Origin of the sequence: Halomonas almeriensis (genome assembly GCF_030409235.1) — a bacterium.
GTDB lineage: Bacteria > Pseudomonadota > Gammaproteobacteria > Pseudomonadales > Halomonadaceae > Halomonas > Halomonas almeriensis.
The window spans coordinates 120,357-144,241 of the sequence record NZ_JAUFPO010000002.1 but is presented as its reverse complement, the minus strand read 5'-3'; the positions used below and the strand labels follow the sequence as shown (position 1 = coordinate 144,241).

At 64.4% G+C, this 23,885-nt stretch carries 9 protein-coding genes; 4 read left to right on the top strand and 5 right to left on the bottom strand.

Going from position 1 to position 23,885, the window contains the following annotated elements:
• Positions 1 to 14 precede the first annotated feature (14 nt).
• Together recB and recD are read left to right on the top strand one after the other, a co-directional pair.
• Entirely contained in the window at positions 15 to 4,211 is a 4,197-nt protein-coding gene (gene recB, locus QWY74_RS00880) for an exodeoxyribonuclease V subunit beta (RefSeq protein WP_290313574.1), read from the top strand.
• Positions 4,208 to 6,520 carry an exodeoxyribonuclease V subunit alpha gene (gene recD / locus QWY74_RS00875; RefSeq protein WP_290313573.1) on the top strand — a complete coding sequence of 771 codons (2,313 nt, stop codon included), beginning with the start codon at positions 4,208 to 4,210 and terminating at the stop codon, positions 6,518 to 6,520. Before recB ends, recD begins: the two co-directional genes overlap by 4 nt.
• A gap of 84 nt (positions 6,521 to 6,604) precedes the next feature.
• Here recD and QWY74_RS00870 read toward each other — a convergent pair whose 3' ends face one another.
• From QWY74_RS00870 to QWY74_RS00850, 5 genes are all read right to left on the bottom strand, one after another.
• Positions 6,605 to 7,633: a hypothetical protein gene (locus QWY74_RS00870; protein ID WP_290313572.1), complete on the bottom strand. Its 1,029-nt coding sequence runs from the start codon at positions 7,631 to 7,633 to the stop codon at positions 6,605 to 6,607.
• Between the two features lie 141 nt (positions 7,634 to 7,774).
• Entirely contained in the window at positions 7,775 to 8,092 is a 318-nt protein-coding gene (locus QWY74_RS00865) for a hypothetical protein (protein ID WP_290313571.1), read from the bottom strand.
• A gap of 103 nt (positions 8,093 to 8,195) precedes the next feature.
• Complete coding sequence (locus QWY74_RS00860; protein WP_290313570.1) at positions 8,196 to 10,103, bottom strand: ATP-dependent nuclease; 1,908 nt, start codon at positions 10,101 to 10,103, stop codon at positions 8,196 to 8,198.
• 189 nt (positions 10,104 to 10,292) lie between these two features.
• Entirely contained in the window at positions 10,293 to 11,285 is a 993-nt protein-coding gene (locus QWY74_RS00855) for an IS30 family transposase (protein WP_290313569.1), read from the bottom strand.
• 58 nt (positions 11,286 to 11,343) lie between these two features.
• The gene (locus QWY74_RS00850; protein ID WP_290313568.1) at positions 11,344 to 11,787 is read right to left on the bottom strand and encodes a DUF427 domain-containing protein; all 444 of its coding nucleotides are present in this window, start codon (positions 11,785 to 11,787) and stop codon (positions 11,344 to 11,346) included.
• 555 nt (positions 11,788 to 12,342) lie between these two features.
• Between QWY74_RS00850 and QWY74_RS00845 the strand changes: the two genes are divergently transcribed.
• Together QWY74_RS00845 and QWY74_RS00840 are read left to right on the top strand one after the other, a co-directional pair.
• On the top strand, positions 12,343 to 20,391 hold the full coding sequence (locus QWY74_RS00845; RefSeq protein ID WP_290313567.1) for a hypothetical protein: 8,049 nt from the start codon (positions 12,343 to 12,345) through the stop codon (positions 20,389 to 20,391).
• A complete protein-coding gene (locus tag QWY74_RS00840) occupies positions 20,391 to 23,873 on the top strand; it encodes a hypothetical protein (protein ID WP_290313566.1) in 3,483 nt (1,160 codons plus the stop codon). Before QWY74_RS00845 ends, QWY74_RS00840 begins: the two co-directional genes overlap by 1 nt.
• Positions 23,874 to 23,885: the final 12 nt, after the last annotated feature.

The window sequence follows — 23,885 nt, the reverse complement described above, 5'->3', positions numbered from 1 at the left end:
AAGGAAAAACAGCCATGAGCGAACAGGCCCCCACCCTGGACCCGATCCACCTGCCGCTGCCCGGCAGCCGGCTGATCGAAGCCAGCGCCGGCACCGGCAAGACCTTCACCATCGCCCTGCTCTACCTGCGCCTGGTCCTCGGCCCACGCGACGAGCACGACAGCGACGCCTTCCCGCGGCCCCTCACGCCCCCGGAAATCCTCGTGGTGACCTTCACCAACGCCGCCACCCAGGAACTGCGCGAACGCATCCGCGCCCGGCTGGTGGAAGCCGCCGACGCCTTCCAACCCGACACCACCGCAGCGGCGACAGGCGGCGACGTAGATAGCGAATCGGAGACAGCCAGCGGCGCCTCCGAAGGGGCGTCTGGAGCAGGCCTTGGAGGAGGTCCGATGCCAGGTATGGCATCGGTAGCGCCCAGGGATGGGTTTACAGCGCCTCCGGAAAGGCCTGCTCCAGAAGAAGCCCCGTCCCGGAACACCACCACCGACCTTTTTGCCGGTACGGCGGCGCCAGGCAGTTTAGACGAAGCGGCTGACGGGGCGACTGAATCAGGCGCACCGGGAACAGAAGGGGCGTCTGGAGCAGGCCTTGAAGGAGGTCCGATGCCAGGCATGGCATCGGTAGCGCCCAGGGATGGGTTTACAGCGCCTCCGGAAAGGCCTGCTCCAGAAGAAGCCCCGTCCCGGAATGACACCGCCGACCTCTCCACAGAACCAACGGTGGATACTGCGAGCACAGAGCCGTCGAGCGCCGACCCGCTACTCGCCCTCCGCGATAGCTACCCCAGAGAAAGCTGGCCAGCCTGCGCCCGCCGCCTGCGCCTGGCCGCCGAATGGATGGACGAGGCCGCCGTCTCCACCATCCACGCCTGGTGCCACCGCATGCTGCGCGAACACGCCTTCGACAGCGGCAGCCTGTTCGCCCTGGCCATGGAACTCGACCAATCGGCCATGAACCTCGAGATCGCCCGCGACTACTGGCGCAGCTTCTACTACGCCCTGGAACCCGAGGAACTCGGCGTCATCACCCGCCACTGGAAATCCCCGGACGACCTGAACCAGGACGTGGACCAGTTACGCGTGCACGCCGACGCCCTGCCCCAGGCCCCGGAGCCCGCCACTACCCTGGCCAACGCCCGCCAGGAGCGTGAGCGCATCCTCGAAGAACTCAAGGCCCCCTGGCGCGAATGGATCGACGACCTCCAGCAGCAGATCGAGGAAGCCGCCAGTCGCAAGGCCTTCGACGGCAAGAAACTCAACGTCAAGAACCGCACCAACTGGTTCGACAAGCTGCGCACCTGGGCCCACGACCCCGAAGCCATCCACCCCGGCCTCACCGACGCCGCCTGGCAGCGCCTCACCCCGGAAGGCATGGCCGAAATCTGGAAGGACGGCTCACCCCTCGCGCACCCCGCGCTGGAAGCCACCGAGCCCCTCAAGGCACGCCTCGACAGCCTGCCCGAGCCCTTCGCCGATCTGCTCAGCCATGCCGTGCACTGGATGGCCAAGCGGCGCAACATGGTCCAGCGCCGCCGCGCCGAGCTCGGCCCCGACGACCTGCTGCACCATCTGGACGCCGCCTTCCAGGGCGAGGCCGGCGAGACCCTGGCCACCCGCATCCGCCAGCAGTTCCCGGTAGCCCTGGTCGACGAATTCCAGGACACCGACCCGGTGCAGTACCGGCTCTTCGACCACGTCTACCAGCTCGCCGACAACCGCCAGGACTGCGCCGTACTGCTGATCGGCGACCCCAAGCAGGCCATCTACGCCTTTCGCGGCGCGGATATTCACACCTACCTCAAGGCCCGCCGCGACACCCGGGGCCGCCATGTCACCCTGGGCACCAACTTCCGCTCCGCCGCCGCCATGGTCGGCGCCGTCAATCGCGTCTTCGCCCACGCCGAAGCCAACCTCGCAAGCGGCGCCTTCTTGTTTCGCCAGGGCGAGGAGGATCCGGTTCCGTTTCAATCCGTCGCCGCCAAGGGTCGCAAGGACGAACTGGTCCGCCAGGGCACACCCCAGCCGGCGCTCAGCCTGTGGCACCTGGAAGCCGAGGCCGGCATCAGCAAGGGCGCCTACATCAACGAGCTGGCCGAACGCTGCGCCAGCGAGATGGCCAGGCTGCTGAACGAAGGCCAGGCCGGGCAGACCGGCTTCGCCCATCGCGAGGACGACAGCTTTCGCCCCCTGGCGCCCTCGGACCTCGCCGTGCTGGTCAACAGCGGCAGCGAGGCCCGCGCCATCCGCCGCGCCCTGCTGCAACGCGGCGTGCGCAGCGTCTACCTCTCCGACAAGGAAGGCGTCTACGAGACCGAGGCCGCCGCCGAGCTCGAGCTTTGGCTGGCCGCCTGCGCCGAGCCCGACAACGCCCGCGCCCTGCGCGCCGCCCTGGCCAGCCCCAGCCTGGGGCTCACGCTGGCCGAACTCGACGCCCTCAACGGCGGCGACCAGCAGGACGAACTGGCCTGGGAAGCCCGAGTCATGCAGTTCCGCGACTACCACCGCCAATGGTGGCAACGCGGCGTGCTGCCCATGCTCCACCAGATGCTGGCCGACTTCGCCGTCCCCGGCCGTCTGCTTACGGTGCCGGAGGGCGAGCGCCGGCTCACCGACCTTCTGCACCTCGGCGAGCTGCTGCAACAGGCCAGCACCGAGCTGGACGGCGAGCACGCCCTGCTGCGCCACCTGCGCGAAGCCATCGGCCGCCCCCAGGAGCAGAGCGAAGCCCACAAGCTGCGCCTGGAAAGCGACGCCGACCTCGTGCAGGTGGTGACCATTCACAAGTCCAAGGGCCTCGAGTACCCGCTGGTCTTCCTGCCGTTCATCGCCGCCGCCCGCCAGACCAAAAAGGACGACCTGCCGCTGCGCTGGCACGACGACGAGGGCCGACTGCGCCTCTCCCTGGAAGCCGACGAGTCGGTTCGCGAACGCGCCGACCACGAACGCCTCAGCGAGGACATGCGCAAGCTCTACGTCGCCCTGACTCGCGCCCGCCACGCCACCTGGCTGGGCCTGGCCCCGCTGGAACAACTGGAGCACTCGGCCATCGGCCGGCTGATCGGCGGCGACGCGCCCCTGGACGGCCAGGGCCTGCGCCCGGCCCTCGAGCCCCTGGACGACACCCATCACCCGGACGGCGCGACCGACGACGGCGCGCGCATGATCAGCGTCTGCGAGGCCCCGGCGCGTGACGCCACCCCGGTGCCGAGCCGCGAGGACACCACCCCGCTGGCCCCGGCCCGCAGCCCGAGCCGCAGGATTCGCGAACACTGGTGGATCGCCAGCTACTCGGCGCTCGGCTACTCGCAGCGCCAGGCCAACGACACCGCCGATGAACCGAGCCTGCCCAGCGAGCCCACCACGCCCGGCGAGGAAAGCGCCCGGGAGGTGCATGACGAACCCCAGGACAGCGGCAGCCTGCCCGTCCACGGCGGGCCGGCCGGTGAAGGCGCCCTGCATGCCTTCCCCCGCGGGCCCTCCGCGGGCACCTTCCTCCACGGCCTGCTGGAGTGGGCCGGCGAACAGGGCTTCGCCCGGGTGGCCGAGGACGCCGAGCTGCGCGACGAGACCATCGCCCGCCGCGCCAAGCGCCGCGGCTGGGAGCACCAGATTCCCGCGCTCAGCGCATGGCTGCCCGAGCTGCTCAGCGCCGAACTGCCCCTGCCGGGCGGTGACGCGGACGCCGGCGGCACCACACCACTGCGCCTCGACCGGCTCAGCCGCTACCGCGTGGAAATGGAGTTCTGGCTGGCGGTCCATCAGGTCGACACCCGTCAGTTGGATGCCCTGGTCAGCCGTCACACCCTGGGCGGCCGCGCTCGACCGGCCCTCGACCCGGACCGGCTCAACGGCATGCTCAAGGGCTTCATCGACCTGGTAGCCGAGCATCAGGGGCGCTATTACGTGCTCGACTGGAAGTCCAACCACCTGGGCGCGGATGACGCCGCCTACGCCCCCGAGGCCATGACCGAGGCGGTGTTCGCCAAGCGCTACGACGTGCAGTACAGCCTCTACCTGCTGGCCCTGCACCGGCTGCTCAAGGCCCGCCAGCCGGGCTATGACATCGAACGCCACCTGGGCGGGGCGCTCTACGTCTTCCTGCGCGGCAGTCGCGCGCCCTCGCGCGGCGTGCATGCCGAGTGCCCGCCCCGCGAGTTGATCGAAGGGCTCGATGCCCTGTTCCGTGCCGCCGAGGAGGCCGCCGCATGAGCCCGACGCATTTCCACCCGCCGCTGGACGCCGCGCCGCAGGGCACGCTTGACCAAGCGCCTGAAAACGCGCTGGCCGAGCCCGCGGCGCTGTTCGCCCTGCTGGAACGCTGGGTGGCTCGCGGCTGGCTGCGCTCGCTGGACCGCGCCTTCGCTGACTTCCTGTATCGCGAGGTCGCCGACGCCTCGCCCCGGCTGCTGCTGGCCGCCGCCCTGGCCAGCCACCAACTGGGCCGCGGCCACGTCTGCCTGGATCTGGCCCTGACCCTGGAAACGCCGGACCTGGCGCTCTCGCTGCCCCCCGAAGGCGACAGCCTGGAGGAGCCACCGCCGCTGCCCAGCCAGGTGATGGCCGGGCTCGAGGTCGCCGACTGGCGCGCCGCGTTGCACCAGCCCGAACTGGTCGGCGACGGCCCCGGCGCCACGCCCCTGGTGCTCGACGGCACGGCCGAACGCCCGCGCCTCTACCTGCGCCGCTACTGGCAACACGAGCAGGATATCCACAGCCGCATCGCCATGCGTCTGGCGGTTGATAACTCAGCTACCGAGCCCCCGGAGGCCGCACGCCTGCGCCCGCTGCTGGACACCCTCTTCGCCCCGCAGGACCACCACGACTGGCAGAAGACCGCCTGCGCCCTGGCGACCCGCTCGCCCTTCGCGGTGATCACCGGCGGCCCCGGCACCGGCAAAACCACCACCGTGGTGCGCCTGCTGGCCCTGCTGCAGGGCCTCACCCTGGGCCGCGGCGAACAGGCCCTGCGCATCCGCCTCGCCGCGCCCACCGGCAAGGCCGCCGCCCGGCTCAATGAATCCATTGCCGGCCAGGTCGGACGCCTGCCCTTTGAGCAACTGGCACAAGACACCGGATCTCTCAAAACCATGCGCGTCACAAGCGAAGACGAGGCAAGGCGGGGTTCGACGAAAACGCGGAGTTTACAGGTAGTAAATGAGCAGTTTGAGGAGGACACCAACACCGCATCGTCGAGCGGCGTAGCGCATCTCGAAGCCAGCGTGCCCAGGGAAGTGGCGACACTCCACCGCCTGCTCGGCTCGCGCCCCGACACCCGGCGCTTCCGCCACGACCGCCACAACCCCCTGCCGCTGGACGTGCTGGTGGTCGACGAGGCCTCGATGGTCGATGTGGTGATGATGGCCGCCCTGCTCGAGGCCCTGCCGCCGCATGCACGACTCATCCTGCTCGGCGACAAGGACCAGCTCGCCTCGGTGGAAGCCGGCTCGATCCTAGGCGATCTGTGTGCCCGCGCCGAAGGCGGCCACTACACCCCGGCCACCGCCGACTGGCTGCATGAGGCCACCGGGCAGCCCCTGCCCGACGAGGTGCTGGATGCGCACGGCCAGACGCTCGACCAGAGCATCGCCATGCTGCGCGTCAGCCACCGCTTCACCGCCGAGAGCGGCATCGGCCAACTGGCCGCCGCCATCAACGCTCCGCTCGCCGAGAGTGAGGCTCGCGAGAAACGCGCCGCCATCCGCCGCGTGCTCGACCACGGCTATGCCGACCTCTCGCACCTCAAGCTGAAAAGCGATGATACCCAGTGGCTGCCGCGCCTGGCCGTCACCGGCTACCCGCAAGGCTTCCCGCAGAAGGACCATAGCGAGACAAGCCAGGAAAACGCCGCAGAACCTGCACCGCCCGTGGGCTATACGCACTTCCTGACCGTCATGGCCCGGGAACGCCCCACCGATGACGCCGCCCAGGCCGCCTTCGATGACTGGGCGCGCCGCGTGCTCAACGCCCACGGCCAATTCCAGCTACTGTGCGCCCTGCGCCGCGGCCCCTGGGGCGTGGAAGGCCTGAACGAACGCGTGCGCCAGGCACTGGAAAGCGAGAAGTTGATCGACAGCCAGGACGGCCGTCAACTCTGGTACCCCGGCCGCCCGGTACTGGTGACCAAAAACGACTACGGCCTCGGCCTGATGAACGGCGACATCGGCATCACCCTCGCCATGCCACGCCCCGACGCCAGCCCGAGTGGGCACAGCGGCCACCTGCTGCGCGTCGCCTTCCCCGCCGGCGACGGCAGCGACCGAATCAAATGGGTACTGCCCTCACGCCTGCAAGCCGTGGAAACCGTCTTCGCCATGACCGTGCACAAGTCCCAGGGCTCGGAATTCACCCACGCCGCCCTGGTACTGCCCGACGCCCCCAACCCCATCCTCACCCGGGAACTGGTCTACACCGGCATCACCCGCGCCCGCCACTGGCTGACACTGGCAGAAACCGGCCGAGGGCAGCTCCTCGAAGCCGCGCAGCGGAGGGTGATGCGAGTGAGTGGGCTGGGGAGTTAAGAAAGAAAGTGGGTGAATTTGTTCTAACGACAATCATCAGCCGCGCGAGGTACGAGCGTCGGCTGAATGTACTGGTTGGGCATATCAGCCGAATATCGAATCCAGATTATTTCGGACATCCCCCGGACTGTCGCTCCATTTGATGACTACGCGCTTGCCGCCCATCTCCCGAATAACCCCTTCAGCCGTCAACTGACGCGGGAAACCGGTCTTCGCCCGCTTGTTTAGCCGTCGGTTCCGGCACGCCGCCGGACTACGCCTTACACGGAACCGCCGGGCGTCGAAGGCTGGAATCACGTTGAACGTATCTCGATAATCATCACCCTTTAAATCATTTCTCCGGTACAAGAATCCCGCCCGCCCGGATTCCTTCTGAGTATGGTTCCGCAGAATAGATGCTAGATAGACTCGAAACTCTTCCCACTTGCTTGACGGGCGAAGGTCCTGCACAAGGTCAATAAGGTATATCGTGAACTGAGCGACACATAGAAACTGACCACCCAACTCGCTCTCAGGCATCTCAAAATTAAGAATCTTCCGAACCGCATCCGCGCTCTTCCACAGCTCTTCGTCGGACGACAGGCTTTGAACAAACAAGAAAAAATCCACGTCGCGGATCTCTCGGGTGTTCGCGAGACTAACGACCTTCGAACCAATTAGCTGCTGGCCTTCCGTTTGCAGGCGATACGACGCTCCGAATAAATTGCCTTTTAAGGGAATTCGCGCTTTATTGTTCGCGTAGAACCGCAAGTTGGCAATCTTTGAATCCGGACTTTCGTCTGCGACGTGTTGCTCCAGATAGGTTGTGCTTGCCAGGAAAAACATCAGACGCCAAACCGTACTAAGCTCCTTAGACGGGTCGAATATCTCTGCCGGAGTGGGTTCGATCGCTTCATCCAGTCGTAGACCTCGTCTCCGCACGATGACGTCAAACAACCTCGCCACCAGATCATCAGCGGCGTTTATTACAGGCATTCCAACCTGTTGCCACGATCGCTCCGCAGCTCGGAGGCGTTCAAGTCTTCGGTTGTAGTAATAGCCGCCGAGCAGAAAGAGCCCGGCGACCAAGGCCGCAACGAATGCGGATAGGACAACCTGTGTACCCGTTCCCATAACACTCCCTTACTCTTTTTCCTTGGGGTGCGATTTCCTCGCCAAACAATGCATATCAGCCCAACGCCTGCAGCATGCACGAGCATGGACTGGAGCCGAAGGCGCAATGTAATGGGCGTCGCCGTGCCTGCATTGGTTATATTAATTTCCCTTAATATATGCAGCTACGCCTGCAGCAGCGGTCGTTAAGGCAGCCACAAGACCTACAAAAGCCCCCTTGGCAAAACCAGATTCATGACCTCTCTGGTAGCCCTTTTCTTCACCCGCCGTATATCCTTTAAAGTCTTCGCTTCTCTCTTCTGAAAAGATATATTCCTTGAACTCATCGGCAACGCCCGGCTTCTCTAACATCCTTTCGAGGATTTGTCTTGCGGTTTCTATTGCAAGGTCATTTAGCTGAGCAAATTTATTCAATTTTTCCTTATCATCAAGAATGGCTTTCACTTTCTTTTTGCTCATGGTTTCCCCCTAAAATTCAGTGAAATATAACGCCTGGACTAAGCCGCCGGGGCGGCGCGCAGCGTAGTACCGGCCGGCTTGACCCCCTTGTTTGCTTCCTTACCTAAGTCGCTAGCATCTCATTTACTAGATCCTGCAATGCTTCAGACCTAAGACCAGACTTCCAGGCGCTCTCTAAAGCCCGTGATACTGCGAGAGGATTTTTATTCAAACCGCCAGCATTGCCGTAATATGCAGCCGCCTGATCCATATGCTGCCTCCATTCTTCGCCTAACTCCGGGCCGACAGTCTTTGTAATATTCGTCTTCCACATCCTGAGATTGCTCTTTTTAACATCGTAGTTCGGCCAGTTTTCGCCTTTCTCATGCCCCAATAAGTGCAAAATGGCCGCATTGTCTTTCTTGTGCTTTTCAACTTCTGAATCGTTAGTCTTGTCCGTATCGGCATCGCAAACTACAAAAACCTCAATATCGAGTAGCTTGGCAATAGCTAGTGGCTTTATCAGTTCATTTTTCCCGCCTACCGGAATAATGTGATACCCAGAGCGCCTAAAATCGTCATATCTATCCATCAACTGTATATACGATGCTATATAGGCAACATCTTCCACGCCCTCAACTAATACAAGCCTTTTGCTGAAAAACATCTCACTGATTTCTGGGCGTAGAGTTGGATAAAGCTTCGCAACCATACCGTTTTCTTTTACCGGCTTTTCGCCAGCATTTTCCAATTCTGACGCGAGCTCACTATATTTCAGGGAGGAAACTGCGGAGCAAGCGGGGTTGCCAGACTCCCTAACAAGTCTCACAGTATAAAAATCATCGCCCGGTATAAAATGAGGACTATGAGAGCATAGGATGATCTGAGACTGGTCTATTGATAGCTCCTGCAAAACCTCTGATAGATAACGAGCTTGGGGTGGATGCTGATAAAGCTCAGGCTCCTCGATGGCCATTATTAGAGTTGGCGAATTTTCATCGTCCAGAGCTGCAAGTTCTTGTAATAGAGTTAAAAGATAAGACCTCTGCATACCATGGCCAAATCTTGCGAGCTCACTTTCAAAACCCTTTTCGCCAATCTGGATATGAGCGAGGGGCTCTTCAATTTTAATTGATTTTTCAGCGTCATTTTTCCAGAGAACTTTTGCTGTTGCACTGGGATTGGCCCATAGTTTCAATTTACTTTCGAGCGAATCAGATATATTCGAAAGAACTCCTTGCTCTTCATCCAACATTTCTTGATAGTTTTGCCGCACCCCATCTTTTAACTCATTCACTTTCTGTGTGAAGTTGACCTTGGCCCTGATTGCTCTAGACAGGAGCTGTCCAAGCGCGGAGTTTTTGCTTTCTTCCGCCTCCTCGGAAAAATCTTTCGACGCGGAGACAAAAACCCACTGTAAATGAGGTGCAAGCCGATTGGCTCCTTTGGAAACTCCATAGAATTGATCTTCACTTGGAATCAAGCTGCAGCTATCGGGATTAGATGCTTCAAATTCATTTAGCGCCGCTGCCATATCAGCTTTCGAGCTAGCTGCTGGAATGCCAGGCCATTTTTCCCTTAGCTGCCCAAATATCTCTTTTAACTCTTTAGCTGGTGTCTTCGATTTCTCCGCTTCAAACCAAACCTTGAACTCAGTCATGCCAAGTCGGTTTCCATATTGCTTGACCTCAGCTCGCTCAGTCCCCTCATCGTATTCAGCTTGTGCAGTTACAACGAGCTTTTCTTGCCTTACGTAATCAGCTAAATCCTTCTTTGCTTCATCTGATAGATCTCTGAATGTGACGGTTATCGAAATTGGATCAGAGGTATTCTTATGATGGAAATCGTCAGCAGATAGCTTGCTCAAGTCAGTTTTAGAATCTTTGTGTTGTCGAAAAAATACGTTTAGCGCATTTATGACAGTTGACTTACCGGCACCATTTGGCCCCACAAAACAGTTGTAATTATCAAATTTTATCGTTTCGTCTTTAAATGCGCGGAAGTTCTGTATTCGCACCGACTCTAATTTCATTTTCGACCCTTTATTTAGAAGCTATCAGGCACTAGGTAGCGTGCTCGTTTTGCAACTTTAACGAGCATGCGCGTTCAATTTCTTATACTGTACCAATAACTTTTTGGTTTCCATGATGCCCGCCCTCAACTGTGCAATATAAGCCGGATCAACGTGCGCGCTGGATAACACGGACTCTCCACCCTTAATTCAATCAATAAGTGCAGCACCTGCAGTGTCCAGGCCTCCTGAGTACTCTCCCAAGAACACCTGTGCCGGTGTCCGATAACCGAGTCGTTTTCGAGGACGATCATTCAGCTTGGTGACCACTCTTCTCAGCTCAGTATCGGTGACCTGACGGAAGTCCGTTCCCTTCGGGAAGTACTGCCGTATCAAGCCATTAGTGTTTTCATTGGTCCCACGCTGTCCGGAGCAGTATGGATCGCAGAAGTAAGTCTTTGCCGTTACGGCCTTGGACACGGTCTCGTGATCGGCGAATTCCGAGCCGTTATCCAGAGTGATGCTCTGGACAGCACCGCGACGAGGTTTCAGCAGTCGAATCATGGCTTTATGCGTCAGCTCCGCCGAAAGCTTGGGTAAGCGTGCCGCCAGCAAGCAGCCGCTACGCCGTTCTACCAGCGTGACCAACCCCGACTTTTTGTGCACCTGTACCACGGTGTCACCCTCCCAGTGTCCGATGTAGAGCCTGTCATCGACATCGACCGGCCGATGTTCGATGCCGACACGGTTTGGAATCTTGCCGAGCCCTGCGCTCTCGGCCTGGGCGCGATGCTTGCTGCGCCGCTTGGGCTGTCGGAGGTGCCTCCAGAGATCGCCACCATGAGCCTTATCGTCCCAGATCAAGTTGTAGACCCACTGGTAGCTGACACCCACGCCAGCTAAGGGCGCCATGAAGCCACTGATTTGCTCCGGGCTCCAATCATCACGCAGCCGGCCGGTGACGGCAGCGATCATGCTGGGCAAGCGTTTCGTCCACTTCCGGGCGGTGCGCCGCCGGTGATCACTGCGGGCCTGCGCCTGTTCAGGATCGTAGCCGCTGGCGGTGGCGTTGCGGCGCAGCTCACGGCTGATCGTACTGCTATGGATGCCCAACATCCGGCCAATCTGGCGCTGGCTGATGCCCAAGTCATAGCGGGCGTGGATCTGGTATCGTTGGGTCTGGGTCAGTTGTCGGTATCCCATGCTCTGCTTCACTTTGGTCGGTAAAGCAGGGAGGGTACCGGCGCTGGCCCCCCTGCCTCTACCTCATGATCCAAAGTGCTGCAGTTATTCTATGAATCCAGGCACCAGTGCCGCTCATTGCCTGAATCTCGATGTCCGCTGTCATTCCATCCATGTCCTCCCTCACCTTGTCGGCATCGAATGCCAGCCGACCGGCGATGGCGTTCTTCTCGTCGCTGGGCTGGTCGTAACGCCAGCCGAGCTTCGGAGCGGCGGGCAGAGTGTCGCAGGTGCTGCCACCTTGGAAGGGGCTGTAGGTCACGCTGGTGGTGACGCTGAGCGTTGACATATCCACACCCGCTTTCGGGTGCTCTTGTTGATGTTCAGGGCACTGTGCATATCCCTTTTTCCGCAACTCGGTGGCGTTTGCGGAGTCGGCGGGCGGTGCATAGCCGTGATGGACCCACACGCGCTTGGTGTGTGGGTACAGAGTAATGCTGGAATCAGCGGTATGATCGGCCATGGCAGTTCCCTTGCTGGTTAGCGTCTCAGGTCAGCTTAAGTCGATTTGCTCATACTGTCACTGTTTGGCGACAAAATGGGCTCAGCCATTCGTCTAATCTGCCCAAACCCTTCAATTGGCGAGGTTTTGCGTCCATCGAACACTTGCCCTTTGGCGCCAGCGCATTGCCCATGATGGTGGCGATGCTGTGCGACGTGGCTATCGGGATACGCCGGCAGCCGGGCGCGGCGGTTGGGTCAGGCGTTGGCGAGCAGCGCGGAGTGTCGGGATGTAAGGCCCAGCCAACAAAACAGTGTTTGTTTATCGCCGGAAAACCACCTTTCTGAATGCGATGAATACCCACCCCAAAAGAACAGTGTTTATATACTTATCCTGCTGATTTTCCTGTTGGCTTTTCATCGTTAAAGCCTTTTCACTGGCTGCTTTTGGCCTTGCCTTCGGGGGTTAAATCGACATTTTTTTCAGGCTTTGCTTGCCGTATGGGCTGGCGCTTTCTATCTTCATCTTTATTAACTTTAAGGCTGTTCGCTTCACGACAGAACAAGAGGCAAGCCGATGCCGCGCCATGCTGGTATTCCCCTGCTGGAGCTATTCTCCGCGGTGGATCAGGTCGAGTCCGTACTGCCTCAGGCGGTGCGGGATTTTGTGGAGCGCTTTGCGGTCATCGGCCACAGCAGCCGCCGCTCGCCGGGTGCCATCATTCACCAGGGGCGCATTCAGGCGCTGGATGAGTCGCTGGATGCCGATTCCGAGGGCTTCGATGTCGGCATCGGCATTCTGTCGTTACCGCTGATTCACACCGGCATGCCGTTCCAGCTCTCGCTTGAGCGCCAGAGCATTGCCGACAACCTGGAACCGGCGCCCGATGCCTGGCAGCTCGATCTCTTCCTGGCAGATTTCAGCCTCAGCGTCGACGGCCTGCAGCCGGCCCTGTTCGTCGAGGAAACCGGCACCACGCCACGGCATCTGCTGCGCGACCCGAACAACGACACGGTTCGCATCACCGGCTCGGCGGTGTTGCGGCTGCAGAAGAACGCCGGCAGTTCCGATGTCGACTTCCTGTTCATCGACCAGCCCGACCCGTTCGACCCGACGCTGAAATCCGGCGCCGTGGTGTCGCTGAACTTCACCCCGCCGCACTTTTTCCTCGGCTCGTCGGATATCGGCCTGTCGGTCGGCAAGTTGACCTTCGACTTCTCTTCCAGCTATTCGCCGGCGGAAGTGCTGGAGCGCAATCAGGGGCCGGCCTGGATGGGCCTGGCCATTCGCGAGGCCACCGTCTACGCACCGCGCAACCTACCGGTGGTCGGCGATCTGTCCGGCGGCGTCAAGGACCTGCTGATCGGCCGACCGGCCGGCATCCAGGGCGAGTTCGAGCTGCAGTTCGGGCGCACGGCCCTGGACCCGGCCACCTTCCAGTTCGAGCAGCAACCCAGCGGTGATAACCGGCCGGTCGACATGAGCGACCGCTTCCCGCGGGTGATCTTCGAGGGCAGCACGGATGAGCGGGTCAGCTTTCACGCCGGCTTCAACGCCCCGGCGCCGCCGGACGATGGCAGCCTGCCCGACGGCGCCCTGCAGGATTGGACCGCCATCTGGACCTGGCCCGACCGCGCGGACGAGGAAGGCGACAGCTCCAGCGGCAGCGTCGGCCAGAATGAGGTGCTGACCGTCCAGCCCGTCGAGATATTGACCATCGACGGCCAGGAGCAGCGCTTCAAGCATCCGCCGTTCACCTTCCGCTTTATCGCCGCCGGCGATCCGCCGAGCATTGCCGTGATCACCAGTGGCGGCGAGCGACTCGCCAATGTCGTCCAGCTCAACGGCACCATCGCGGAGATCGAGCCCCTGATCCTGGAAGCGGTCTCCCACGCTGCCGACCCGAGCGCGAGCGAATTCGACTGGAGCATCGAAGCCAATGGCAGCAGTGCCAAGGGGAACACCTTCAGCCCCGACCTGACCGGACTGAAGGCGGACCGTGACGGCCACCTCTTCGTGCGCTTGCGCGAGAAGGTCGATGGCGAGAAGGGCCACCGCGTGGCGCGCCTGCATCTCAAGTTGACCGAGAATACGCCGCTGTTGATCGGTTGCGAGAACGGCGTCTTCGACGCCGCCGACGCCACCGCCCCGCTGGACCTGGTCGAGATCGAGAAGACCTTCGATCTCTCGGACTTCCACGCCCAGGGCGACTTCACCGACCGGCTGGTCAGCGCCATGCTCGACGCCTCCCCGGCCGGCGTCAGTGTGCCCAGCGACGGCCTGGCGCGGGTGGTCATCGGCGATGGCAGCGGCCCGCCGCCAGCCGAGAACATCCGCGACGACCGCCATGTGCAGATCCTCATGGAGTTCGAGAAGAACAATCCGCTGAGCTGGGGCGAGCACACTCCCAAGGGCGTCCACAGCGCGTCGGGCGCGGCCAATATCCATCAGCAACTGCTCGTCTGGGCCAGCAAGTACCCCGGCGCCGATTTCCTGATCATCGGCCGTACCGATGATCTGAATTTCGGTGAGCCCGGCCCCGACGCGGCTCAGGGCAATATCACCCTGGCCCGCGACCGCGCCGACAAGGCCCACGAGTTTTTGACCACGCCCACCGCCGGCCAGACGGCGATCGAGAGCAGCCGGATCGTGCGCCGCGGTGAGCACAGCGACTGGGATGCGGCCAACAGTGCCGGCGACAGCCTGGAAGAGAGCGCCGACATCGGCCTCGCCCCGGCCGAGAAGTCGGAAGCCTTCGGCGACCCCAGCTTCGCGCGGGGCTGGTTGATTCGCCACCAGCTGGAGCGCAACGGCTGGGAGATGGAGCAGGATTCGGCGCATCCTTATGAGCCGAAACGCCAGGCTTACCGTCGAGCCGATATCTACGCGATTGGCGGAACCCCGGAGAACGATGAGATTCAAACGCCCGATAACCCGGGGGACAGGGCCACCCTGCGCCGCTCGCTGGTGCCGGCACCGGGTCGCGACCCGGCCGCGGTACCGCCCAAGGCCGCCGCCATCGACTACCGCGTCAAGCTGCGCTTCGTCTGGGACAGCCCCACGGTCACCCGCTGGGAAGATGCGGTGCCGACGCTGGCCGAAGCCGAATTCGTCTGGTCGCCCACCGAGCTGCCGCTGCCGGCCATCAACGGTGAGGCCGTCGAGGCCAGCCGCGAAACCCTGACCGTCCACGCCCAGTGGATCCACGATGTGCGTACCGGCTTCACGCGCACCACGCTCGGCATCCGCTCCGATGGCGATCCGGATGGCCTGGTATCCACCGAGCAGAAGAACCTGACCGCGGCGCTGGCCTTCGGGCCGATGCTGCTTTCCGGCGTCGATTCCGAGACCGAGATGGTCGAAGCCGGCGCCCGCGTCGCCGCGCTGATCGGCGCGGCGGCCTTTGCCGATGTGCCACTGGGCGGCAGCGACCCGCTGGTCGGCAACGGCTCAAAGACCGCGCTGATCGCCGTCGAGGCCGAGGCGCAGACCCGTGCCATCAGCGATGCGGGGGCGGACTACCAGGTCAAGCTGACCAGCGACTACACCTGCACGCTGCACATCAATGGCGGCGCGCTCGGCATCAGGACCGCCGCCGACCGGCCGATGAAGATTCGCTACAAGGGCGTCGGCTTCGAGTTCGACAACTCGCAGGAGGGCTGGGACAAGATCGGCCTGGCCTTCGATACCAGCCGCATGGAGATCGAGGACCCCGGCAAGTGGGAGATCGACGGCGTGCTCGGCAGCCTGCTGCGCATCGTCGAGGTGGCCATGGGCCGCGGCTCGCTGTGGATCGAGGGGCGCATCGCCGTGGCCCTGAACATCGGCGTGGTGGAAATCTCCGAGGCCATCATCCGACTCACCTTCGAGGACGGCGACAACCCGCTGCCGACCTTCGAGTTGCGCGGCTTCGTGCTCAAGGCCGACGTACCGGCCGTGCTCACCGGCGAGGGTCGGCTGCGCATCGAGGATGGCGGCCTGATTCGCGCCGGGGTCGATGCCGATATCATCCCGCTGGATCTCAAGGCCAGCGCCGCCCTGGCCCTCTCCCAGGAGACCGACCCCAACGACGAACCCTACACCTTCCTCAGCCTGGCCGTGGGCGTTCAGTTCTCCACACCGCTGCCGTTGCTGCAGACCGGCGCCGCCCTGTACGGCATGAAGGGCATGTTCGTCATGAACGGCGAGCGCAACATCCCCGCCGAAACCGACGACCCGGTCGGCCGTGAGCTGGATTGGTGGGGCACCCCGCCGGATAGCAAATACCGGGCGCTCAAGGGCCAGTACGCGCTGGGCGTGGGCGTGGTGGTCGGCACGCTGCCCGATGTCAGCTTCTGCTTCTCGGCCTCGGGCATGGTGGTGGTCGGCTTCCCCGACCCGGAGGTGATCCTCGGCGTCGACGTCAAGGTCATCGAGGTGCCCAACACCACGGTCAGCGACGAAGGCTCGTCGGAAGGCGCGATTACCGGGCTGATCGTCATCGACGACGAGGCCGTCACCGTGGCCGTCTCGGCCCAGTACGAGATCCCCAAGGTGCTAAAGGTCAAGGTACCGTTCGGTGCCTACTTCCCCTACGACGGCGACGGCACCTTCGTGCGCCTCGGCTGCGACGGCCAGACCGAATTCGGCCGACACGGCGAACCCATCACGCTGACACTGCTGCCCGGCACCTTGAATGTTCAGGCCTGGGCCTACCTGATGATCGAGCAGGGTGGCCTGCCCTCGCTGGGCGGCGATAAGGACTTCTCCTTCGACGGCTTCGCGGTGGGCTTCGGCGCCGGCTGGGGCATCGACTGGAGCGCCGGACCGATCAGTCTTTCGGCTTCGGCCAAGGTGCTGGTGGGCTTCGGCACCAAGCCGCTGCTGATCAAGGGGGGCGTGTTCGTCGACGGCGAGCTGGACCTGGTGGTGCTGTCGATCTCCGCCCGCGGTAAGCTGATCCTGACCTACCTCGACCCACCGGATCAGAGCGCCCTGCTGCGCCTGGACGGCGAATTCTGCGGCGAGGTCGATCTGTTCTTCTTCTCCCTCAAGGGCTGTGTCGGCGTCAGCATCGGCGACAACCTGGAAGCGTTGACGCCACCGGAGCCCGAACCACCGATCGCCTCGGTCTCGCTGACCGACCGGCGCGACCGCATCATGGGCACGGCCGCGCCGATCGGCACGGCGATTGCCGCCGAACCGCTGTTCGACCTCGACGAGGAAGGCATCAACCAGGGCGCCTCGCCGGACCACAACCACACCGTCTGGCCCGATACCGCCCCGGTGCTGCATTTCAGCCACTTCATTGCCAATGGTCTCGGGAGTTCGGCTCAGTTCGCCCCCGGCGATGCCCAGGCCCCGCCACGCTGGTTCGGCAGCAGCCGTCTCAAGTACGCCTACCGGCTCGACAGCCTGCAACTGCGCCGCAAGCGCGATGGCCTGTTGGTCGGCGAAGGCGCCCAGCTCGAATCGGTGTGGATGAGCAGCCCCTACCGCCAACCGGTCAGCGGGGCCGACAACCCGGAGCCCAGCGAGCACGAAGGCCCCAACCTGAAGCTGCTCGACTGGAACCCGTGGAACTGGGTGCTGAACCTGCCGGGCGATGACGCCGGCGACGGCCTGGCCGGCGACCCGGCCGAGGAAGTCACCAACCTCTGTGAGCCGGTGCCTGAGGCGCGGCGCGCCTGTGTGTTCGGCCGTGCCGCCACCGGGCTCGGCTGGCAGCGTGTACAACTGCGCCAGGAAGAGCGGACCGAGCCGCCCTACCCGAGTCACTTCCACCTAACGGCCGAACCGCTGCTGCGTAGCGGCGGCCGTGTCTACCGACGCCGCGACCTGCAGACCCTGCTGAGCCATTTCGCCGCCCACCTGATCCCGGGCCGACTGCAGTCGCTGCCGTTCCCGGTCAGCGTCGCCGGCACCGCGCTGCAACGCGGCTACCGGCTGCCTTCGGCCCAGCGCAGCGTCGAGGGCGGCCAACTGGCCCTGCCGCTACCCTGGGAAGCCCGCTTCGACCGTGAGCTGGCCAGGCCGCGCATCACCCTGCTGGTCTGCGATGCCCCCGCCCAGCCCGGCCGCACGCAAAAGCAATGCATCGACTTCGGCCAGTTGCGCCCCAGCGGCAAGAGCACCCGCACCCGCATCGACGGCATCGAGGTAGTCGCCCTCGATGCGGACCAGCCGTTTATCCTGACCGACTCCGTCGACGCCCAGCGCTTCCGCCCTGGCCGGGATCAGCAGACCGATATCACCTTCCCCGCGACCGGTATCGAGTTGCGCCTGGCGTCGCCGAGCCTGCAGGTCGAACTGCGGCTGATGGCGTTCAGCCAGGCCGATATCAAGGTTAGTGCGCTGGATGCCAATGGCCGCAGCGTGGCCAGCGAAACCGTCAGCGGGCCGCTCAATGTGCCCCTCACGGCACACCTCAACGCGTCCAGCCGCATTGCCCGCGTGCAGATCACCGGCGGCAGCCAGCGCGACGTGCTGTTCGGCTTCTGCTTCACGGCCACGGCCGAGGTCGATGAACCCGACGACCAGGCCTGCGAGTCCTTCCTGCGCCTCAAGCCGCGCCGCGAGGGGCTTTCCGAGTTCAAGCACGCCAATATCCGCTTCACACCGCTGAAGGCTGACGAACAACTGCGCCTGGTCGATGCCGTGGACCAGAACGGGCCAACACCGGTGGCCGGCAGCGACAGAAGCGCCGAGATCAACTTCCCGAACTCAGGCCTGCACATCGAGCTGCCAAACCCCTGCCGTGCCGTCGAGCTTTGGATCATGCTGTTCAACAGCAGACCGGTGAAGGCCGAGGCGTACGACAGCGACGGCAATAGCGTCGCCGGCGGCCAGACGCCACCCGACCAGCGCCAGGCCCACCCTGTGCTGCTCGACGCCGGCGACAGGGGCCACATCAGCCAGATAAAGCTGGCCGGCGGCGCCGGCGAAGCGGTGCTGCTGCGCATCTGCTGCCGCTCCCCGCGACAGGACGTACACACCGATGCACCACCGCTCACTCATGCCACCCATGCCACGGCCATCGACGCCCTCACACACGACGACCCGGCGGCCGCGTCACTGGCAGCCTTCATCAGCGGCCGTAGCGACGCGGCACCGGCCCGGACGCTGGTGCGCGGCATGGTCGGCGACGACGTGGATGCCCAGTGGCCCGGCCGCGTCCTCGATGAGCATCGGGATAAGGGCCGGCGCTGCCAGGTGATCGAGTACAACCCGGCCAGCGACGCTGCCGGCCCCTGGAGCGGCTTACAGATTCACGCGCCGCCGGGCAAGCAGGTCAGCGTGCTGGCCGTCTGCGGTACCGATCAGGTCATGGTCGAGCGCCGGCAGAACGATGCCGAAAATCGCGAGCGCCGCCGCAACACCACCCGGGACAGGGCCGGCCAGCCGCCCGATCAGCGCCGAGCCCTGGTGCTCGAACCCGGGGAAGAATACGAACTGGAAGTCCAGTGGTCATGGCAGGCCTGGAAATCCAATGAGGATGGCACCAACGAGCCACCGTCCACGCCGCCGAGCGACCAGTGGACGCCGGCCGCAGCGCCGCAGCGCTTCCACTTCGCCATTGCCAACGAGCAGCCGGCCGACAACAGCCCGCAGGATGGCCTCAACGAGCACCTGTTCGATGTGCGCGACATCAGCCGTCACCTGAGCGCCGTGGAGCCGGCGGATGGCCGCGCCTGCCACTTCCTCGACGACGCTCTGTGGGTGCATTTCGACGCCGGTCACATGCCACAGCTTGCCGAACTCTATGGCCGCGAGCTGCGCCTCAACGTGCGCCGCACCGATCCGGCACCGCGGCCCGCGGCGGAGCCCCTGCCGGGCCTGCTGGCGCCGCTTCCCGGCGAGCTCGGCTGGAGCCATAGCCCGCCGCAACTGCTCGAGCCCGGCTATCAGCGCATCAACGCGGCCGCCGCGGCAGCACCCTGCCTGCCGGATGCCCCCGTCGTCGGCGGCGCCTCGCTGCACGCCCGGTTCCCGCTCGAGCCACAGGCCATGTATGACTTCAGCCTGGTCGCGCCACGCCAGGGTGCCAGCGGCGAGGCGAGCGATGCGGCCACCGTCAGCGCCACGCGGTTTGTCACCTCGCGCTACGCCAACCCGCGGCAATTGCTGGAACACCTGGGCTATTACCCGGACGACCCGGCGCCGTACCGGCCGGACGACATCATCCTGCCCGCCGGCGCGACCCTGCCGGGTGGCGCGGAAGAAGTCTCCGACAGCCTGTTCGACGAGCTGCTGCGTGCAATGGAAGCCGATACCCTGCCGCTGCCGAGCGACAAGCCAGCCAGTTATGTGGTCTGGCGCCAGGACGGTGCCCAGTGGCGCATCGAGGGCCTGCTGGTCGACAGCCTCGAGCCGCTGATGCGCACCACCAGCGTGTTGCAGGACGAAGACCGAGCCGAGCTCGTCACCCGTTGCGACGTGCGCCGCGCCGAGGTGGAGGGCCACCGCCTTGCCATACATCGCAGCAACGAGCGCCGCACGCGGATATTTCTCAAGGCCGCAAGCCCCTTCACGCTGGCGGCCGGCAGCCACACGCTGCGCCTCGACATGGACACCAGCGACGGCGTGCTGAGCGGCCGCCGGCGCCTGAGTCATCGGCCGGCCATCATGGAACGGGAGGGCTTCTGATGAGCGACTTCGTAACGCCGTACCTGTTCAATGCCCATGCGCTGCCGGTCGACAGCGACGAGCCACATGCTCAACCCGGCAATCACCTGCGGGTGAACCATCATCCGTTGCTGGGCCTGCCAGTGGCGCCCTTCCTGGTGGCGCGCGCCTCGGTCGACAACCTCAAGCGGCTCAACACGCGCAACGACGCCCGCTTCTACATCAACAAGGACAGCGAAAACGAACAGGAGCTGCTGCCGCCCTTCAACGTCACCCCGGAAAGCCCGGTCACCGCGGTGATCAGTCTGGCGGCGGGCGAGACCTGCCTCTGGGCCCAGGTCGAGGCGCAGTCGATGGCTGAGCTCAAGCCGCAGGAGCCTGGCGACCCAACGCCGCCGGTCACCGATGCCGAGCCGATCCCGTTCAACCCGATCCCGTTCAACCCGATCCCGTTCAATCCGATACGCCCGCGTCCCGGCGTGGTACGACCGGGGGGCTCGCGGCCAACACGTCCCGATAACCGCTTTACCGAGCGCTTCACACGCCGCCCGTTGCCCTTCTTCGACCGCGAGCGCTGGCGGATTCCCGAGATCGACCCCGACCTGCTGAGGCGCAACCGCAAACTGACCTGCGAGGCCTTCGTCGACTCCGCCGCCGGGCCGGCCACGATCGGCCGCCGCTCCGCCTATCGCTATGCCTTTTCCGGCCCCGGCATTACCCGGATTCGCATCACCGGCTGGGGGCGGGTAAGCGGCGTGCGCTGGATCGAGGCGCATGACGAGCAGCGGCTCGACTACGAACCCTGCGCCATCATGAACCTACCCCATGAAGGCGGCGCGCGCTATATGCCATTGCATGATGCCGTGGCACGCGCCGATCAGCGCGTTGCCGAGCAGGCTCCCAAGCGCCGCCCCCTGCAGGAAACCCTCGACGCGCCGGCCCCGGCGGCGGCACCGTTGGCCAATGCCAACTTCGAGCGCCAACGGGTGGCGTCGCTGAGCGACACGGCGGTGGAGGACCTGGAGCCGCTGATCAACGACCTGAGCGAGTTGCAACGCGACCACCTGGTCGAAGAAGACATCTTCGACGAAAAGGGCGAGAAGATCGGCGCCAGCTCCCTCAGCCGTCTGGGTCGGGTTCTGCAGATGCTGGCCGACCCCGGCACCGCCAGCCGACTCGGCTACAAGTGGCGCGACGCTACTTACCGGGAAAACGAGGAGCGGGTGGTCTTCTACCGGGTGTTCGGCTTCTTCGCCGAACCACTCCCCAGCCGACGCCAGGACGAGCGGCCTCCCGAAGACTTTCTGGTTGAGGGCATGATCAATGCCTTACCACCCCAGCACCGCCGCTGGTCGCGCCACCAGTTGCTCAAGGCGCTGGCTTCGCAGTTCAGCGACGACCTGCCCCTCACCCATGCCACCCGGCGCAACCCGCTGTCAGGCGTGAATGCCGAGGCGCTGGACAAGCTGGAAGACCATGAGCGCTACTTCGGCGTCTCCAGCATTGCCATTGCCGACCGCGGCGCCCCGCTGGACCCGCTGCGCCCGCCTGAGTTGCCGGCCCCCGAGGAGACCCCGCCACTGCGCGACAACTGGCTGCCGGAAACGCCGCCGACCGCCCGCCGCGAAGTGATCGTCGATGTCCGCAAGAGCCGCGTCGGAGGCCTGCTGGCCGCCGGCAAGCGCGCGCCGGCCTCCGCGCCCGGTGCCGCTTATCGGCCACTGAACAAGGCCAACGCCGAGGGCTTCCACCTGCCGCTGGTGCTGGCACTGAACAGCGAGAACGGCACCCAGCCCCCGGACCCGGAGCCCGGCAGCGGCTTCGTCGCCGATCGCCAGGCCGGCCCCGAAGCCATCCGCTACTTCATCGCCGAGCAGGACCGCTTCGGCCGCTGGTCGAACTGGGCACGTCGCGAGCATCGCGAGGGCGTGCGGCCGCTGCCGCCGCGGCCCGAGTTCCAGGCCTACTACCGCCAGCCGGCCATCGAGGATGCCGCCACCCAGGGTGGCAGTGTGCTGGTCAAGGTCATGGTGCCGGATGCCGAGTCGCTGGCTCCGGGCAGTCACCTGCTGCAGACCCTGCGCGTGTTCCGCGTCGACGAGGTCGACGGCAGCCTGGCGCCACTGGACGCCGCCGAGGCCGACAAGCAGGTGCATCCAGACGACGAAGGTGCCGACGAGCAACGCTTCCTGCTCGACCTGCGCTGGACCGGGCCGGTCCTCGCCGCCACCGAGCAGCGCACTCTGCGGCTGACGGCGCGCTGGATCGATACCCAGGGCCGCCAGTCCGAGACGTCGACGCCGACCACCCTGCGGCTGGTCGACCCGCGCCCGCCCGCGCCCGTGCCGGTGCCCGACGAACTGCAATACGCCGCCCGGCCGGACGTGACCGGCCTGTGCTGGGTGGAATACCGATGGAGCCCGCAGCCGGGCCAGCACCATTTCGGCGTCTATTACAGCGACGAAAACCGGCTGCGCAGCCACCTCGGCGAGCTCAACCGCCAGGACCTGCTCGACGACCTGGATGCCGCCGATAACGCCGCCGCCCGCGCCACCCTCTATCGCGCCAACGAGGCGCTGTTCCCCGACTTCCTGTTCGAGCGCCTGCGCGAGGTCAACGTAGCCTTCAACTCCGGCGAACGGGGCTTTCGTCATGCGGTTTCCGGCAGCCTGCGGGTTCTCAACTTCTACAAGGTCGCGGCCGAGGCCGAGAGCGGCGCCAAGCCGGTGCTCAGCGACGTGCCGATGATCGTCTATGGCGTGCCCAATGCCGACCCGCCGCCGCGCCCCACTGTGCAGGTCACACCGGTGGCCGCCGAAGCCGGCGAAAACCCGCTGGTGGCCGAGGTAACGATCAACCTGCTGACCGGCACCACCCAGGGGCTGAACTGGCGACTGCGCCGCAGCTCGGTCAGCACTCAGACGCTGGCCAGTGTGCCCATCGTCGCCACCGGGACCCTGGGCGAGGTCGACGAGGCCAGCGGCCGCCAGCAATCGATCTACCGCGACGACGGCCCGGTGCAGATCGCCGCCCACGCCCGGCTGCGCCCCTGGGTGCGCTATAGCTGGATCGCCGAGGTGCAGGGCGCACCGGAATCCGGCTCCGAGGCCGCCGGCCAGGCCGTGCCGGGCCTGTGGAGCCGGCCTTCGGACCCGTTCAGCCTGGTGCTGTTGCCGGAGCAGCCACCGTCGCCGCCCAGCATCGATGATGTGCAGGGCCAACCCTCCGGCAGCGACCGCTACCAGGTGCAGATCACCTTCAGCCACCCGGATGAGCTCTCCGGCGGCAGCGTCGGCAGTTACCGGCTACGGCTGTCGCGACGCCTGACAAGCGGCGCCCCCCTGGAGCTGCTGCGCGATGAAACCATCAGCGGCAGCGGGCCCTTCGTCATCCACGATGAAGCCAGCGACAGCACGCCGGTGCCGGTGGGTACCGAGTACCGGATCGAACTGATCGACCCCCTGGGTCGCGCCAGCGACCCCGGTCTGGCGGTCGTTACCTAGGAGCACAACCTC

Bases quoted from the DNA above. Each gene is read 5' to 3' on its own strand.
- recD (WP_290313573.1), top strand. From the start codon at position 4,208: ATGAGCCCGACGCATTTCCACCCGCCGCTGGACGCCGCGCCGCAGGGC.
- recB (WP_290313574.1), top strand. From the start codon at position 15: ATGAGCGAACAGGCCCCCACCCTGGACCCGATCCACCTGCCGCTGCCC.
- QWY74_RS00845 (WP_290313567.1), top strand. From the start codon at position 12,343: ATGCCGCGCCATGCTGGTATTCCCCTGCTGGAGCTATTCTCCGCGGTG.
- QWY74_RS00855 (WP_290313569.1), bottom strand. From the start codon at position 11,285: ATGGGATACCGACAACTGACCCAGACCCAACGATACCAGATCCACGCC.
- QWY74_RS00850 (WP_290313568.1), bottom strand. From the start codon at position 11,787: ATGGCCGATCATACCGCTGATTCCAGCATTACTCTGTACCCACACACC.
- QWY74_RS00840 (WP_290313566.1), top strand. From the start codon at position 20,391: ATGAGCGACTTCGTAACGCCGTACCTGTTCAATGCCCATGCGCTGCCG.
- QWY74_RS00860 (WP_290313570.1), bottom strand. From the start codon at position 10,103: ATGAAATTAGAGTCGGTGCGAATACAGAACTTCCGCGCATTTAAAGAC.
- QWY74_RS00865 (WP_290313571.1), bottom strand. From the start codon at position 8,092: ATGAGCAAAAAGAAAGTGAAAGCCATTCTTGATGATAAGGAAAAATTG.
- QWY74_RS00870 (WP_290313572.1), bottom strand. From the start codon at position 7,633: ATGGGAACGGGTACACAGGTTGTCCTATCCGCATTCGTTGCGGCCTTG.